The organism is Pontibacter amylolyticus (assembly GCF_014638845.1).
GTDB lineage: Bacteria > Bacteroidota > Bacteroidia > Cytophagales > Hymenobacteraceae > Pontibacter > Pontibacter amylolyticus.
In genome coordinates this window covers 175,120-191,780 of sequence record NZ_BMFP01000004.1, presented here as the reverse complement: position 1 = coordinate 191,780, position 16,661 = coordinate 175,120, and the positions used below count along the sequence as shown (strand labels likewise).

The 16,661-nt window shown below is 54.5% G+C and carries 12 protein-coding genes; 4 read left to right on the top strand and 8 right to left on the bottom strand.

Annotation, left to right across the window (positions count from 1 at the left end):
- Positions 1–33: 33 nt before the first annotated feature.
- Positions 34–225 (bottom strand): cold-shock protein, encoded by a 192-nt coding sequence (locus IEV97_RS11485; RefSeq protein ID WP_116541469.1) that lies wholly within the window; start codon positions 223–225, stop codon positions 34–36.
- Between the two features lie 382 nt (positions 226–607).
- Between IEV97_RS11485 and IEV97_RS11480 the strand changes: the two genes are divergently transcribed.
- Positions 608–2,524, top strand: a complete 1,917-nt coding sequence (locus tag IEV97_RS11480; protein WP_229733905.1) for a hypothetical protein — start codon at positions 608–610, stop codon at positions 2,522–2,524.
- Between the two features lie 77 nt (positions 2,525–2,601).
- Here the strand turns inward: IEV97_RS11480 and IEV97_RS11475 are convergent, their stop codons facing one another.
- The 3 genes from IEV97_RS11475 to IEV97_RS11465 all read right to left on the bottom strand — a co-directional run bounded on the left by IEV97_RS11475 (position 2,602) and on the right by IEV97_RS11465 (position 9,021).
- A complete protein-coding gene (locus tag IEV97_RS11475) occupies positions 2,602–3,468 on the bottom strand; it encodes an SDR family oxidoreductase (protein WP_188501648.1) in 867 nt (288 codons plus the stop codon).
- A gap of 115 nt (positions 3,469–3,583) precedes the next feature.
- A complete protein-coding gene (locus IEV97_RS11470) occupies positions 3,584–4,441 on the bottom strand; it encodes a hypothetical protein (protein WP_188501647.1) in 858 nt (285 codons plus the stop codon).
- Between the two features lie 623 nt (positions 4,442–5,064).
- Positions 5,065–9,021 (bottom strand): AAA domain-containing protein, encoded by a 3,957-nt coding sequence (locus IEV97_RS11465; RefSeq protein WP_188501646.1) that lies wholly within the window; start codon positions 9,019–9,021, stop codon positions 5,065–5,067.
- Between the two features lie 218 nt (positions 9,022–9,239).
- Here IEV97_RS11465 and IEV97_RS11460 point away from each other — a divergent pair, with 218 nt between their 5' ends.
- The 3 genes from IEV97_RS11460 (at position 9,240) to IEV97_RS11450 (ending at position 11,781) form a co-directional block, all read left to right on the top strand.
- The gene (locus IEV97_RS11460) at positions 9,240–9,971 is read left to right on the top strand and encodes a hypothetical protein (protein WP_188501645.1); all 732 of its coding nucleotides are present in this window, start codon (positions 9,240–9,242) and stop codon (positions 9,969–9,971) included.
- Positions 9,972–10,179: 208 nt separating this feature from the next.
- Positions 10,180–11,271: an alpha/beta hydrolase family protein gene (locus IEV97_RS11455; RefSeq protein WP_188501644.1), complete on the top strand. Its 1,092-nt coding sequence runs from the start codon at positions 10,180–10,182 to the stop codon at positions 11,269–11,271.
- Positions 11,272–11,298: 27 nt separating this feature from the next.
- Positions 11,299–11,781 carry an NUDIX hydrolase gene (locus IEV97_RS11450; RefSeq protein WP_188501643.1) on the top strand — a complete coding sequence of 161 codons (483 nt, stop codon included), beginning with the start codon at positions 11,299–11,301 and terminating at the stop codon, positions 11,779–11,781.
- 10 nt (positions 11,782–11,791) lie between these two features.
- Here the strand turns inward: IEV97_RS11450 and IEV97_RS11445 are convergent, their stop codons facing one another.
- The 4 genes from IEV97_RS11445 to IEV97_RS11430 form a co-directional block, all read right to left on the bottom strand.
- Positions 11,792–12,751, bottom strand: coding sequence for a ComEA family DNA-binding protein (locus IEV97_RS11445; protein WP_188501642.1), 960 nt, complete (start codon positions 12,749–12,751; stop codon positions 11,792–11,794).
- Between the two features lie 175 nt (positions 12,752–12,926).
- Complete coding sequence (locus tag IEV97_RS11440) at positions 12,927–14,582, bottom strand: sodium-dependent transporter (protein ID WP_188501641.1); 1,656 nt, start codon at positions 14,580–14,582, stop codon at positions 12,927–12,929.
- A gap of 173 nt (positions 14,583–14,755) precedes the next feature.
- The gene (locus IEV97_RS11435) at positions 14,756–15,664 is read right to left on the bottom strand and encodes an SDR family oxidoreductase (protein ID WP_188501640.1); all 909 of its coding nucleotides are present in this window, start codon (positions 15,662–15,664) and stop codon (positions 14,756–14,758) included.
- Positions 15,665–15,840: 176 nt separating this feature from the next.
- A complete protein-coding gene (locus IEV97_RS11430; protein WP_188501639.1) occupies positions 15,841–16,476 on the bottom strand; it encodes a peptidylprolyl isomerase in 636 nt (211 codons plus the stop codon).
- Positions 16,477–16,661 lie beyond the last annotated feature (185 nt).

Here is a 16,661-nt window from a genome sequence, read left to right as displayed (position 1 = left end):
ATGCCCTGCCTAAAGGGCTATATGTTCGTTAACTTAGATACGCTCTACGTTAATTGCATTCAATCCTTTTTTGCCATCTTTCACTTCGAAAGAAACACGGTCATTTTCACGGATTTCGTGAACCAGACCAGTCTGGTGAACGAAGATGTCTTGGTTTGTATCGTCAGCTACGATGAAGCCGAAGCCCTTAGATACGTTGTAGAATTTTACTTTACCTGTTTGCATGATAAATAATTGTTAATAATAGAAGCAAAGGTAAAAATAAGTTCTTATAAATAACCAAATTCATAAAAATAAAATAAGGCTATCTGACTCAGAAACATAGCCTTGATTTTGCAACTCCCTCAGCTACTTGTCGCAGGTGCTTCCTGCACCAACATTCCCCCTTCCACCGAGTGCGCGCCTCATAACCCTCCCACGCGAGGTTCGTATAGCTAAAACGTTCAGTTACACTAACTAAATAGGTATAATCACCATTTTTTGATGTGACCTGAACAAGGCCTTGCCTCTGTTCCGGCACTTTGTGCTGCGCAGCGGCGAAGTCACATTTAATCGAGCCTTTACTATTCCAATTAATCTATAACTATAAACTGAGGAGATCAGAACTATGAAAGAAAACGAAAAAAATCAGTCATCCAGCCAGTCTGGAAGCATGTCAGGCAGCTCGTCATCGGGTAGCTCCAATCAAAGCGGATCTAGTTTAAGTGGCTCTAGTCAAAGTGGTTCCGGCCTAAGTGGTTCCAGCCAAAGAGACTCCAGTCAAAGCGGTTCTAATATGGGCTCCATGAGCCAGGGAAGTTCCGGCATCGGATCATCATCTTCCAGCTCTACTCCTTCCTCGAAGAGCAGCAGCAAGTCTACTACTTCTGATAGCAAGACGACAGGTACAAAAGCCAAATCAGGCACTAAGACCTCTGCCAAATCTTCTGATTCAAAAACAGGAAAATCTTCTACTTCCTCCAGAAGCAGCAAAGACAAAGACTCAGATAGCAACCTGATGGGCAGCAGCGACCAGAGCTATGGCAGCCAGCAGCAAGGCGGCATGGGTGGCTATGGCTCACAGCAAGGTGGCCAGGGCTACGGTGAAAGCCAGCAGGGCTATGGCTCGCAGGGCGGCTACGGTTACGGCTCGCAGAACAGCGGCGGCTACGGTGGCCAGAGTGGCTATGGTTATCAGGGCGACTATGGTTCTTCGCAGCAGGGCGGTGGCATGCAGCGTGGCTACGGCGACAGCAGCGGCTACGGCTCTTCTTCACAAGGCAACTATGGAAGCTCGCAGGGTGGCTATAACTACGGCAACCAGGGCGGCATGGAAGGTAACCGCACCCGCTACCAGGATCAGGACTACGGTGCCTCAAGAGGCGGTATGCAGGGCGGCTATCAGGATAGAGAAGGCGACAACATCGGTGGCCAGAGCTACGGTGGTTCACAGGGCTCTTTTGGCATGCAGGGCAGTAGCTCTAACCAGGGCGGCTACGGCAGCTACGACAGCGGCCGCGGTGGATACGAACAAGGCGGTGGTTACCGCAGCAGCAACCAGGGCGGCTATGGCTCTATGGGCAGTGGCCAGCAAGGCTATGGCTCCAGCTCTACAGGCTCTGGTTCATCCAGATCAAACATGCAGGGTGGTTATGGCAGCCAGGGCGGCTATCAGCAGAGCTACGGACAAGGCGATTATGGCCAGCGCGGCTCTATGGGCGGCTACGGCTCATCGCAGGGTAGTGGTATGCAGCGTGGCTATGGCGATAGCAGCGGCTACGGTTCTTCCTCTCAAGGCGATTACGGTTCTATGAGCGGACGTGGTAGCTCACAAGGTGGCTACGGTTCTTCTTCTCAGGGCAGCTACGGCGATCGTGATCGTCACGGCTCCATGGGCTATGGCTCATCGAGAGGCATGAGCGAATACGACCGCGATGACTATGGCTCACAGAGAGGCTACAGCTCACAGAGCTCTATGCAAGGTGGCTACGGTTCGCAGGGCGGCTACGGCTCACGCGGTGGTTCTTACAACGATGAGTACCGCTCGTCTCAGGACCGCGGCCGTGGCGGAAGTTCTTACGGTGATAACTATGGCTCGCAGAGCAGCTACGGCGGTTCTTCCCGTCAGGGCTCACAAGGCAGCGACTATGGCTCTATGAGCGGCCGCGGTGGCTCGCAGGGCGGCTACGGCTCGTCTTCGCAGAGCGGTTACGGTTCGCAGGGCAGGTCACAAGGCGGTTACGGCTCTATGAGCAGTGGCGGCTACGGTGGCTCCGAGAGAAGCGGCGGCATGAGCGGCTATGGCCAGAGTGGTTACCGTGAAGGTGGCTACGGCCAGGGCGGACGAGGAGGCGACCAGAGCCGCTATGGCTCTATGGACAGCGGCACCTCTTACTACAGCGATAACCAGGGCTCGTCTTCACGCGAAAATTATCGCAGTGGCATGATGGGCGGCCAGGACTCCTCGCAGCGTGGACGCTCCAATTATGATGACGACAGCAGCTTCGAAACAAGAAGAAGCGACCGTTACCGCGACCTTGACTAATCTGAATTGATCTAAAGCAAGAGGCCCTTTCCTGCATCAGGAAGGGGCCTCTTTTTTTTGGTGCTATACCTGACGCTCTAAAAGCACTCCTGGTAATCGCTGGCAAACTGCCGGAAACTGCGGGGAGAGCGGCCTGTTATTTCCTGTACTGTATCCGTTACGGCAGCCGATTTTCCGGCTTTGTAAGCAGCGTATAATTCCAGGATGGCCTCAGCGATTGGTGCTGGTGTATGATGCTTTAGCATGGCTTGCAGGGCTGCCTCTTCGGGCACATCCACAAAGTCTACCTGCTTGCCTGTTGCCTCGCCCAGCAGCGCAGCCATTTCCTGATGCGAGAGTGCCTCCGGCCCGGTCAGTTCGTATACCTTCCCATGATGCTTGTCTGACAGAAGCACCTCCTCGACTACGGCCGCAATATCACGGGTATCGATGTAGCTGACCCTGCCCTCTCCCACGGGCATGTAGAATTTACCTTCGCGTTTAATAGATGTAGAACTGTAGTTCACCAGGTTCTGCATAAAGCCCGCAGGCCGCAGGATGGTATAAGGGATGCCGCTTTCCTCTACATACCTTTCCATTTCCCGGTGCCAGCGGCCCAGTTGTATACCTGGCTCTGCCCCTGCTCCCAGCGCCGACAGCCTGACAATATAGTTTACACCCTGTTTCTTCGCCTCCTCCACCAGGTTGCGGGCCATCTCCAGTTGGTTTTCGGAGAGTGGCGTGATGAGCACCAGCTTATCTACGTGTGTGAAGGCAGCATGCAGCGAGCCAGGATCATTGAAGTCAACCTCCACGATCTCCACACCGGGTAGTCGTCTCATATTTTCGCCTTTGATGATGGAGTGTACGCCTGCCCGCACCGTGACATCCTGCATGGAAAGCTGTTTTACAATCTCATGGCCTACCGTACCTGTAGCGCCCGTTACCAATATCGTTTGTCGCATCGTTTTGTCTGTTTTGAGGTATGTTCACTATACGTGCGCGGCACTGCTGCCGTGTCGTTTTATAGCCATACTTATAAACTGATCTGGCTGGCGATAGGTTAGGGTGCCGCTATGTTTACCGTTTCAGCTCAAAGCTGACCAGGTATAGCTTGCCTTTCTCGTTGGTGATGAGCAGTTCTGTAGGCGACAGGTATAGCACCGCCTCCGCCTGGCCTGTTCGGGCCAGCGGCAGGCAGTAGCGCTTGCCGGCAAATTGCACCCGCTCATTTTCGGGCTCGAACAGGTATAGCCGTCCGTACCCGAGCAAGGCAAAGTCTTTCCCATTCGGCGCGCTGTCGGCAGCCGTGATGGCGGAGCTCACCCGTAGTTCTTCCTGCGGCGGCAAGGTATAGCTGCCTGCTGCGGCAGGCAAGGTATAGCGACGGGTGATTCCCTTGCGGGAGCGGCTTTTGGTAAACAGGTGTAGGCTGTCGGAACGGTAAAAGAAGGCCTCCAGGTCGAAGTGCTTGCCAGATGTTGGCGGAGGAAAGGCCTGTTGGTCGGCAAAGTTGAAGTGGATGGTATCCTGCACGGTCATCCCCTGCTCCTGCGTCTTATAGACCCGCAAGTCGCGCCGGGCATTGGCGTTGTTGCCGAAGTCGCCGATGTAGAGATTCCCCTTGTCATCCTGCGCCAGTTCTTCCCAGTCGCGGTTAGGCATAGGCAGGGGCACGGTTTGTAGCAGCTCGCCCTGCAGGTTGAACAGGTATAGCTCAGCCGGTAGGCCACTGTCGGGGTGTGTCCAAAAAGTGCTGTCCGTGGCATGGGCCAGTCCGGAGCTTTCCCTGATGCGGGCGTCCAGGCGGCCGATGCGCTCCACTCTCACCTTGTAATCCTTCCGAAGCCGCTCAAAGTCGCTGTTGCGCCGGTCGGGTCCGCAACCACACAAAGCCGTTTGCAGGTATACATACAGGGTGAAGAGTTTGATGAGCATTTAAATTGTTGAATTGCTGGATGGTTAAATGGTTAAATGGCTGAATTGTTATTTGTTATTTGTTGATTGCTTGGTGAACGATTCAGACTGGTTGTAACGTAGCGCCTGCAACTTAAGCCCGCTTCGCTGCCAGTAGTTTGAGCCTTTAGCCTGTGGATTACAAATCCGCTTTTACCATACTTCCGGATTGCAATTCCAAAAGAGTAGAAGAAAATCCAAAAGAGCTGAGTCAAAAAGAGCAAAATGGGAAACTGTCATCTCGAATGAAATGAGAGAGCTGGATTATTCTCCCGCATTGGTCATGCTTCAAATTTCGCTGCGTGCTCTGCCTAACCGCTCTTCCGGACATCCATGTCCGAAAGTTTTCTGCTAGGGATGTCCACATCCCTGTGTACCGGCCCGCTCAGTTCCAGAGGCCAGCAGTAGTTGGAGGCAGGCACGCTCAAGATTGGGATAAACAAGAACCAGATCAGCCTCCTCTAATTTTTTAAGTTAAAGGCACCGGGCCGATAACTTCCCTTACAAAAATTGTGCGCCAGCGGAACGACGTTACAGTGAAACCGCGGCATAGTTTGAGGCCGCTACAATGCCCGACTTTATACCTTCTCAAACTCTCAAACTCCTCAACTCCCAAACTCCTTAACTCCCATCCCCTTTAACCTTTTCACCAGCGCGTCTTTGTTGGCCCAGAACTGCCGGCTGTAGACCCTTTGGAAAGGCCAGTTCCGCTGCCGGAGCAATTTGGGGATGTCGGCGTGGGCGTGCCGGACGGAGAGGTTGTTGAAGTACAGGTCATCGTCGGTAAGCACCACACTGTTGTAGTTTCCATCTTCCATCAAGGTCAGGTCAGCGAAGGGCACGGCGGCTTGCAGGGCAGGCACCAGTTGGGCCAGTTGCTCTTTTAGCATCGGCACCTGCGTCGGCATGGGCAGTACCTGCGGCTCGTAGTTGAAATAACGGCGGCTGACTTGCTGGGCGTAGTGCAGGTAATCGCGCAGCAGCTTCGGGCCCGCATGCTGCGAACTGTCTACCTGTAACTGCTCGCTCCGGATGCTGCTCACCACGATCACCAGTTGCCGGGCACGGGTGATGGCCACATTCAGGCGGTTTTCGCCGCCCGACTGGTTCAGGCTACCGAACTGCATCACCATTTTGCCCTTCGCATCCGGCGCATACCCGACTGACAGGATCACGACCTCCTTCTCATCGCCCTGCATGTTCTCGATGTTTTTGACCGTTACGGTTGGCGGCAACGCTATACCTTGCAGCTGTGCCTTTTCTTCCAGTAGGTCCTGCACCAGCATTTGCTGGTTGTAGTTGAAGGTGATCACACCCACGTCTTCCAGGCCGCTCTGCACGAGTTGCCACACCTGCTCCACCACTTTCTCGGCTTCGGGGAGGTTGCTGTTTTGCTGCCACAGGCCCTGCACTTTCACAAACTGAATGGCGGGTTGGCGGGCATTCACGTCCTGCAACTCAGGTATAAGCTCCAGCCGGTTTCGGTAAAAATAGCGATTAGAAAAGTCGATCAGCTCCGGGAAGCGGCTGCGGTAATGCTGCGTGAGCATGGTCTGCGGCAGGTATAGCCCGCAAAGTTGCAGCAGCGATTCCGCGGTCAGCTCTTCCGGTTCTTCGTTACCGTTGCCGCCCCAGCGGGAGCGGTACAAGTCAGAGGGGCGCAGCTGCTGCTCGTCGCCAGCCACGACCACCTGCTGACCGCGTAGCATGGCGGGTATACCTGTCTCCGCGAAACACTGGCTGGCCTCGTCAAAGATCACCAGATCGAAGCAGCGCTCCAATGGGAATACCGCTGATACTGTTTCAGGCGAAGCCAGCCAGCAAGGTGCCAGGTTCAGGATCTCTTCACTGAAAAGCTCGAACAATTTGCGGATCGGGTACAGGCTACGCTTTTTACTCACCTGGGCATGCAGGCGACGGTAGGTCACAGCGTTGCCCAGGCGGTTGTACTCCATATCCCGGTACGTCTGCTCCCGCAACCTTGACAGCACGATCTCCTGACTCAGGTCCTGCTTTTGCTGCAGCAGGTTCTGGAGGTCAGTCTCTACCCGGTCCAGCTCGCCGCTATCGGGCATGCGCAGTTCGGGCCACTGGCTTTCAAGCTCGTGCAGCCAGGCCAGGTATAGGCTGTTCAGAAACAGCGCCTCGCCTAGCTGTGCGTTGGCTATACCTTCGCGCAGTACCTGCTTGCAGACTTCCTGCTCGGCTACCGACAGCGTGCTGCGCAGTTCGTCGTACGCCACCAGTTGCTCAAAATACTGGCCCAGGCTTTCCAGTAACCTGGTGCTGTAACCTTCTTGTTCTGCCAGTTTTTCGATGTGCGTTTTCGGCAGCCATTGCTCCCACTCACCGTAGCGCTGCTCAAACACCTGCAGGGCCTGGGCCAGGGCTTGCAAATGACTTGGCAGGTTGGTCTCCAGCCACATCTTTTCGTGCAGCACCCGCTCCCGGTGCAGCTGCTTCAGCAGTTGGTGCGCCTCCAGGGCCTGCTCCACTACCTCTAGTTTTTGCAGCATCGGGGTCGGGTTGTCTTCGAGGCGCAAGATATAGTTGATGGGCTTGTTGATGGCTTTGATCAGTCCTTGCGCCTGCTCCCGCAGTTCGAGACGCCGCTGCAGTTCGCCTACTCCGCCGGGGGTTAGCTCCAGCCTGTACTTGGCCAGCGCCTGCTGCAGCACTTTCTTGTCTTGTGAAAAGTACCAGCCAAGCCCTTTCAGGAAATCCTTTTTTTTCGCCTCGAAGACCGTGATCGCCGATTTCACCAGCGTCAGTTGCTCGACAGGTATAGCAGCATCCGGAGTGGGGCACACCAGGTATAGCCCTTTAAGTTGGCGCACCAGCTTTTTCAGTTCCGATGCCTTGGCCTCTTTGCGCAGCAGCGGACGCAGCACTTCAGCCACCCCTTCCCGCTCAAGCAGGTGCTGCAGTTCGTCAAGGGTGTCGTAGGCCGTGCGGAAGTGCTCCAGGCTACTCAGTTCGAATTCGGCACCGCTCAGCTGGCTGATGCCTTGCTGCATGGCCCGATACTGTTCAGGCAGCGCTTCGATGGTGCGTTCCATTTCCTGCCGTTGCGGCCAGCCGAAGCCCCGCATGCTGTGGCGCTCTTTCCAGATAAAATCGGGCTGCTCCAGCACAATGCCCTGTTGCAGACAGGCCCGCAGACGCGGCAAAAAATCAGTAACGGTAGCCGCTGTAAACTGCCTGAACACTTCTGATAGCTGCACGTGAGGCTGCTGCAAACTGCTGCGCAGGTATAGCTCCTTGGGCGACCAGCCACAACGACTGCTGTCGAAGAGGGCGGTACGGAAACTCTCCAGCTTTTGCAGGCACTGGTTGATGCCACGGCTCACTTCCAGGAAAGTACGGTCGGTGTAAATGCTGTTGAGGGCGAGGTTTTGTTTCTTGTATTCTTCCAGCTGGTCAATCTGCAGGAGCAGTTGCTGGTAGATGCTTTTGCGGTCGGCGTTGATGTCGTGCACCAAAGCGGCAAACGGACCGAGTCCGGCCGATGACAGGCGTTGGTGCACCACGTCGAGGGCGGCGCGTTTCTGACTCACCACTAGCACCCGCTTGCCGCGGGCCGTAAAGTCCGACACGAGGTTACAGATCAGCTGCGACTTGCCTGTGCCTGGCGGGCCCTGCACTACGAGCGAACGCCCCTGCTTCACCTGCTGCAAGGCTGCCTCCTGCGACGCATCCATGGCGAAAGCAGTGAAGGTGTGTTGCGCCTGCGGGGTTACCTGCGGTATACCTGCATCAGGTCCTGTGAACAGGTCCTCCATCTCCTGCAAACCGCTGCGCTGCAACAGTTCGTCGTAGTCGCCTAGCAAATAAGACGCGGCCTGTGGGTATAGACCGAGCACAGCCTCCTGCTCCAGGTATAGCTGACCGGGCTTCAGGTCGGCTTCGTAGTCGGCTTTGCGGAAATCGTGGAATGGCTTGAGTTTATCGGTAAAGAACTCCCGCCCTGCGTGCACCGTCAGCTGGCTCTCTTTCAGCAGCTCGTATACCTGCGTGCGAAACTCCAGCGGGTGGGTGGGCAGTGTGCCCAGGTCGAGCTCCAGCAAGGCTTCGGCCAGCGGTGTGCCCATGTAGTGGGCGTAAGCCAGCACAAAGCTCTGGTTGAACTGCGCAGGCTGCGTGGTGTCAGGTAGAAGCTCCCACTCCTGCTTGCCGTTAACCTGCAGCTGCACAGGGAAAAAAAGCAGCGGGCAGCGCACGGTGGTGCCGTCGGCGAACTGGCCATGCACAAAAGGCCAGCCCAGGTATAGCTCCCGGCTACCGCGCTCCTCCAGAATCATGTCGGCTTTGCGGCGGATCAGGCGCAGGCGCTGGCTGACGGGCGTTACCGGGGCATAGCGGCTGTCGGCGAAAGGGGCCAGTACAGCGGTTTTGCCACTGATCACCTTCTCCAGCACATGAAAAGCAGGCTTGTTGTTGATGAAATCCAGCTCGTTTACGTCCAGGTGCAGCTCACGCGAAAGCCGCAACAGCAACAGGGCCCTGTTGCCGGCGCTCAGGTTAAGCAGGCGATGGCGGTAGCTTTTTAAAATGGATTTCATAAAGTGCGTTGTTCCGAAAACGGATGGAATTGCAGAATAGTCTGTAGCTATACGGCAAGTCGGCAGCAATACGGCAAGTTAATAGGAATTTAGTGGACTTGGAAACGACGAAACGGCTATCATCCTGGTATTATTTCCGTAAAAATATTAACAAGACCTTGTCTAATAGCTCACTACAGCAACAGCAAGGTCTGCACCTCCGCGCAATACCTATACCTATGAATCCGATCAGAAAATTCAGATCATACAGCTTATTCATTACTGCTGCCGGGGAGAGCCTGGGACATGTTACCATCAGCAAGGCTGTCCTGTTGGGCGCTTTTCTCTATACCTTTACCGTGGCGCACGTTTTGGTCGGCATTGCGTTTTATTTCCAGGATACGAGCCGCTTTTACAGCTATCTCACAGAAGACGGGTATATCGAATATTTTACCTCCTTTTTCTTACTGGCCACTTCGCTGTACTGCTTCTATAAGGCCCCCCGGATGGACGGTAAATGGGCGAAGGCTTTCTATTATGTGGCGGCGGCTGTTTTTTTCTTTGGCTTCGGCGAGGAGATTTCCTGGGGACAGCGCCTGCTGGGCTTTGAAGTGCCGGATGACCTGGAGAAGATCAATCCGCAAAGCGAGTTCAACCTCCACAACATTCACCTGAACGGCGTGAACCTGAACAAGCTGATCTTCGGCAAAATATTATACCTGGGCGTGTTCGTCTACTTTTTGGCTCTGCCCGTGCTCTACCGGCACAGGCAGTGGTTTAGGCAGCTGGTGGATAAAATCAGGTTACCTTTGCCGACCCCTTTGCAAGCGCTGCTCTATACCTTACTCTTCATCAGCCTGCTGCTCATTAACGATGGGAAAAAGTGGGAACTGCAGGAGTTTGTGCTTGTCAGCTTTATTTTTTACGCCTTCCTGTTTCCCTACAACAGAGAAACTTCGCCCCCGGTTTAGCTACAGCCCCTCCTGTTAACCGAAAGCAGCTTGAAACCCGAAGGCTTGCCGCCAACCTAACCTATCGGGCCAGTTTAACCGTATGGAGTAAAAATTTCCTGCCAAGCTATTTTGTGCCCCGCTATACCTGACAACATTTTCCGCCGCATAGCAGTTGTAGAATCACGCACATGCTGTAGCTTGCATCCCGTTTGCACCGACGTTTACTATGAAAAAGCCTATCAATCTGCTCCTGTTCCTTGGGCTGATGCTCACCCTGCTAGCCTCCTGCCGAAAAGAGCGGGTGGAGAAAGAAGTAGAACGCATGGACGAGTTCACCACCTCCAAGAAGTACCCTTTTAAGTTTACGGACGAGAGCCTGGAGAAATGGAAAGAGCAGGTTCCGGAGATACAAAAAGTCAATATTAAGTCCACGATGGACGGCGCCACCCAGCCGGCCCTGTTCTATACCTCTAAGACAACCGGCCCACGGCCGCTGCTGGTGATGCTGCACAGCTGGAGCAGCGAGTACCTGCAGGTCAAGAGCATCCCCTACGCACTCTGGAGCAAGGAATACGACTGGGCGTTCATCCACCCCAACTACCGCGGCAAGTTCGACAACCCCGACGCCATGGCCTCTGACCTGGCCATACAGGACATTGTGGACGCCGTGAACTATGCCAAGCAGCACACCGAGATCGACACGAACCGCATCTACATCCTCGGCTCCTCGGGCGGTGCCATGACGGCCCTGGTGGCGGCCGGCCGGCATCCTGAGATTTGGGCGGGGGTGGTCGCCTGGGTTCCCGTTTTCGATCTGGTGGACTGGTACGCCTTCAGCCAAAACTACCCGCACCGCGACTACAACCGCCATGTGGTGGCAGCCTGTGGGGGCGAGCCGCTGCCAGGCACTCCCGCCGCCGAAGAATGCAAACGCCGCAGTCCCAGCACCTACATCCACCAAGCCAAAGACGTCCCGATTTTCCTGGCGCACGGCACGATCGACGTACTGGTTCCGCCGGACCACTCCATCCGGGCCTACAACATCCTGGCCAGCCCCAGCGATACCATTTCGCAGCAAAACATCGACTACCTTTTGAAAGAGCAGACACTGCCGGAGGAACTGGCCAAGACAACCGAAGAGAACAAGTACTTCGGACCCTCAGACCCGGAGGTGGTGTTTGTGCGGCAGTCCGACAACGTGCGCCTGGTGCTGTTTGTGGGCCAGCACGACATGGCCTACAACCCCGGCCTGTTGTGGCTGAACGAGCAGCGGAAGAAAACCGCAATCCCTACTCCTGAGCCGGTAGCCGGGCACTGAGTAATTTTCCTCTTGCAAATCAAACCGATGCCTGAAGCTTCTAAAAAAGACGAGCATGCCAAACCCGCTATACCTATGCTGGAGCAAGTCTCCTCTGGTGGCGTAGTATTCCGCCAGGGACCATCAGGCATAGAAGTGGCGCTGATATCGGTGGGTAAGCCCGAGCGCTGGCAACTGCCCAAAGGTATAGTGGACCCCGGTGAAATACCTGAGGTAACGGCTGTGCGGGAAGTGCGGGAAGAAACCGGCGTTACCGCTAGCCTCGTTGAAAAGATAGACACGATTGAGTACTGGTACGTAGGCAACAAGGCGGGGCAGCGCGTCCGTTTTCACAAGTTTGTGCACTTCTTCCTGCTCTCCTACCAGTCAGGCGACATTGGCCAGCACGACTGGGAAGTGAATGAGGCCCGCTGGGTGGATCTGCAGGCAGCAAAGGAATTAATCTCTTTTAAAAGCGAGCGGCAGGCGCTGGAAAAGGCCGAAGGGCTGATAGAAGCCCTTAAAAAGTAGGGCGCTATACCTACAGCGCCAGGTATGGACTGAGTTTTTCGAACAGCTCTGCCGTCACGATCTTGATCTGCCGGATATCCTCCACTTTCCTGAATTCGCCGTGCTGCTCCCGGTAGGCCACGATGGCGCGTGCCACGTTGGAGCTGATGTAAGGGTGCGCCTTCAGCTGATTTGCATCGGCCTGGTTGAGTGACAGCTGTTGCACCGTATTGGCTTTTGGCACGAAGGTATACTTGTGCAGGCTGTCCACTACGGCGGGCGGCAGTGCGTATACCTCCTGTACCTGTGCCATGCTGTGAAACCCGCCCAGGCCATCCCTGTACTTCACAATTCTTGCCGAAAGTTTGCTGCCAATCCCCCTGATCTGCTTCAGGGCGGTGGTATCAGCGGTGTTGATGTTGAAAGGGGCGAGGATAAAGCGCTCGCGGGGTCGCGAGTTGCTGGCCCAGTTTGGATTAGGCGCTGTCCGGGAGTTGGCGGCTATACCTTGCTGGCGGCCATACCTGTCGGGCTTGGTTTCGGGGAGCTGGATGTACGGGTATAGCTTCTGAAAGACGGAATCGGGCAGACCGTAGATGGTAGCAAGCTGGGCTTTGTAGGTGAAGTCGCCGACTTTGTTGCGGTAGTTGAGGATGCGCTGTGCCATGTACCTGGGCATCCCCAGCTCCTGCCATTGCGCTTCTGTTAGGTGGTTGGGGTTAAAGGGCTGCAATGCTTCCGGTATCTGGTATACCTGTTTTCTGCCCGTCCGCTCCGGCTGTTTGGCCTCCAGTTGCGCTACCAGACTGTCGAGCAGCTGTTTGTCGGCTACGCCGCTCTCAACAACGCCTGTCCCTTGTTTCGAAAACCATTTAAACAGCAATGGTGCTGCCGTCAGCAGCACCATTGCCCCTATCAGTACCAGAAACCCGTTTACCTCGCGCTGCGAAAAGCCAAAGTTGCGTCGAATCCAGTACCTGATTTTCTTCATAAAATAGTTAAGCCCGCGGAGCCCGCCGCTCTATCTCGTCGTCGTTGTCGAGATAGGAGTCCGGCTCCGGTTTGGGAGGCGTTTTAAGCACCCTGATAAAAAAGTATATAGTTGCACCAGTTACTAACAACATAGTACTGAGCATGACAACAAGTGCAGATGTATTCATAGTTTCCTAAATTCTTCCTTCTCTAACTCTTTTTTTATACGCCATGTATACCAGCCCAGCGATGCTCAGGAACACGACTACCAACAAAATGCGCGAAGCATTCACGAAGAACAGCGTTTCCTGCAACTGCTCAATCACGGCCGGGTCGGTGGCCTCGGCCAGCTGTCGTTTCAGATTCGAGTTCTTTATCTTGTTGATGATAGAGCTGTCGTCCAGTTCCCAGCCGTTGCTGAACGCCCCAGCCCAGTCGCCGCCTTTCGGTGTAATTAGCGAGCCGATGAAAACCCATAGCAACAAGAGCGGAGTAACGAATTTGATGATGAACTTGTAGATGCCTGGCACTTTGATGTCAGCGCCGGAGGTAATTTCTCTCCAGCCCTTGTTCATGCCAAACACCCAGGCAAACAGGATAGACTCAAACAAAGCGAACACTACCAGCGATACAGTGCCTGCCCAGTAGTCGTATTCGTCGAACACGCCATACTTAAAGAAAAGCACCGTTGGCATACCCAGCACCAGTACAATAAGGCCAAACGACCAGGCCGCTGGTCTACGGTTCCAGTTAAACTCGTCCTGCAGGAAGCCAATCCAAGGCGTACCCATGGCCAGCGATGAGGTGATGCCTGCAAAGAACAGCAAGCCAAACCACATCACGCCGGCTATAGCGCCCAGCACATCACCCCACTGGTAGAACAGGTAGGGCAGCGTACGGAAGCCCAGACCCAGACCACCCTGGCTGTTCACAAGGTCAACGACACCATCTATACCCAGGTAACCGATCGAAATCGGAATTAGGATGGAGGCTCCCAGCACTACTTCCACGAACTCGTTCATCCAGCCGGCTGACATGGCGTTTAGGGCGATGTCGTCTTTGGAGCGCACGTAGGAAGCATAGCAATGGATGGTACCCATACCTACGGAAAGCGTAAAGAAGATCTGACCGGCCGCAGCCAGCCATACCGTAGGCGACCAAAGCTCGTCGAAGTTCGGCGTCCACAGGAAGTTCAGGCCAACCGAGCTGTCGTTGATGGCACCGTTTTCGCCGGCATTGATAGTAAAACCTTTGTAGGCCAAGAACATACCAAACACAATTAAGAGCGGCATACCTATTTTGGCTACGCGCTCCACCCCTTTAGCAAGTCCCTGCGAAAGAATCCAGGTGTTCAGCAGCAAGCACACGACAAAGAAGAAAATAGGCTCGTACGGAATGCCGAAGGTTGACTCACCCAGGTTCACATACTCGTCAAAGAAGTTTGAAACGCCAATCTGGTCGAGTCCGCTAAAAGTGCCGCCCAGTGAGTGAAACACATAAGAAAGTGTCCAGGACTCCAGGTAGCAGTAGTAAGAGGCTACCGCAATGTTGGTCCAGATGCCGAACACGCCGATGTATTTCCAGAGACGGTTCTTGTGCATGGTATCCACGATAAAAGGCGTGGAGTGGTGACCGAATTTTCCGCCGAAGCGCCCCATGGACCACTCGATCCAGAGGAGCGGAATGCCCATTACCAGAAAGCAGATCAGGTAGGGGATGATGAAGGCTCCACCGCCGTTTTGCACCGCCTGCACCGGGAAACGGAGGAAGTTCCCCAGGCCCACTGCGTTGCCGGCCATGGCTAGTATGAGACCCACCCGGGAGCCCCATGATTCTTTGTTAGCACTCATAATAAGGGTAAAGGTTGGTTAGTTCAGATTAGTTGGTTAAGGTAAGCAGGGTTGTGTTTTGTGCGCAATTGTTAAAAACCAGTCATGCAGCAAGGTTAAAATCCGCATAATCAGCATTTAAAGCTTCCAATTTAAGCAATGGTTCTGATTGAACCATATTAAATTCAATATTTTTAATACATATCAGCCTGTTCTGCCACCATAGCGATACCCTCCCGAAAGGTATGCGGTTTGTACCCGAGCTCTCTCTCGGCTTTGGTGATGATGAAACCGGTGCGGGCAGGGCGCCTGGCGGGCTGCGAGAAGGTGCTGCCGTCTGCTTTGTCGATCAGCGATTTGTCCAGCTTGAAATAGTCGGCTACCAGCAGGGCCATGTCGTAGGGGGTGTACATCTCCTTGCCCGAGATGTTGTAGATGCCTTCGGCGTCGTGCTGCACGGCCAGCCAGCAGCCCATGGCCAGGTCCTCGGCCAGCGTCGGGGTACGGAACTGGTCGGTTACCACCTTGATCACTTTGCCGGCCCGCAGGCTGTCGCGCACCCACAGCACAATGTTGGTGCGGCCGTAGTCGTGCACCACGCCATACACGAGCACAGTGCGGAGGATCGCCCATTTGCACCTGGCCTGCTTCACAATTTCCTCGGCCATCAGTTTGGTCTCGCCATAAAAGCTGATCGGGTTGCCTGCTGCCTCCTCGTCATAAGGGCCGGCCTCGCCGTCAAAAATAAAGTCGGTGGACAGGTGGATCAGGTGCACATTGTGCTTTTCGCAGGCTTCCACCACGTGGGCCACTGCGTCGCGGTTGAGCTTCAGCGCGCCCTCCCGATCCGATTCGCACTGGTCCACGTTGGTCATGGCGGCGGTATGGATCAAGTGCGTTGGTTTGAAATCGGCCACTACCTTTTCCACCTCTTCGCGGTTGGTCACATCCATCGAGGCAAAGGCCAGTGTCGGGAAGATTTCGGCCAGCTTGTTCTCGCCTCGGCTGGTCGCCAGCAGTTCCACATCGGTGCGGGGAAGCAGCAGGGCAACCAGTTTCTGGCCCAGCAGGCCGTTGGAGCCTGTAATCAGTATTTTTTTCATGGTTTCAGTTTCTGTTGTATGATTAATTCTCCCCTAAGGGGATCACTCCTTTGTCCATTCAAGCAGCAGCGTCGCCATATGCCTTTAATAAAGGTAAGTGTGTGGTTACTTATCGACGTTGCACTGCTTCCAGGTATAGCAATTGACTAAAGAGGAAGATATTTCTTCAGGTATAGTTAGTCTGCCTGCTGATAGGTATAGCGGTACTTCTTGGCGATCTTTTTCTTTTTCACTTCCTCCACCTTCACGCTCATAGGTATGTCGGAAAGTGGGCGGTTACGGCCGTCGACAGCTTGCGCTGCAATCTTATCGATCACATCCAAACCGTCAATAACCTGACCATACACCGTGTAGGCTTCGTCGAGCTGCGGCGTACCCTGGTGGTTCTCCACGATGTAGAATTGGGAGCCGCTCGACTCTTTTTTGGGATTTACCTGGTCACCCATACGGGCTGCGGCCAGCGCGCCGCGCACATGCTTGTACTTCGGGTTGATCTCGGCGGTCACGGTATAGCCCGGGTTACCGGCGCCATCGTTACGTGGGTCATCATCCTTGGTGTTCGGGTCGCCGCCCTGGATCATAAACCCATCGATCACGCGGTGGAAGGTGGTGCCGTCGTAAAAGCCCTGCCGGGCGAGTTTCAGGAAGTTCTCTTTGTGGAGTGGCGTGTCATCAAACAGCACCAGTTTCATCTCTCCATGTGGGGTGGAGATGGTTACCAATTGATCTTTGCCTTTGGGTGCCTTTTGGGCGAGCACAGCCATCGGGCATAGCACCAGCATGACAGCGGCTATCTTTCTAAGCAGGTTCATGTTAAAGGGGTAGGTTTTAGGTTTGAAAATCAGGTCTAAATTTCAAATTTAAGCCTTTTTAGCTCCTTTTCATGTTTTAGCCGCATTTTCTGCCAGCTTATGCGAATTCTCCTATTTCAAATTAAAGTCCGCAGGTATAGCATCAAATTAAGCGGGACTACCGTCAAACAAGGTGTAGCTTGCAT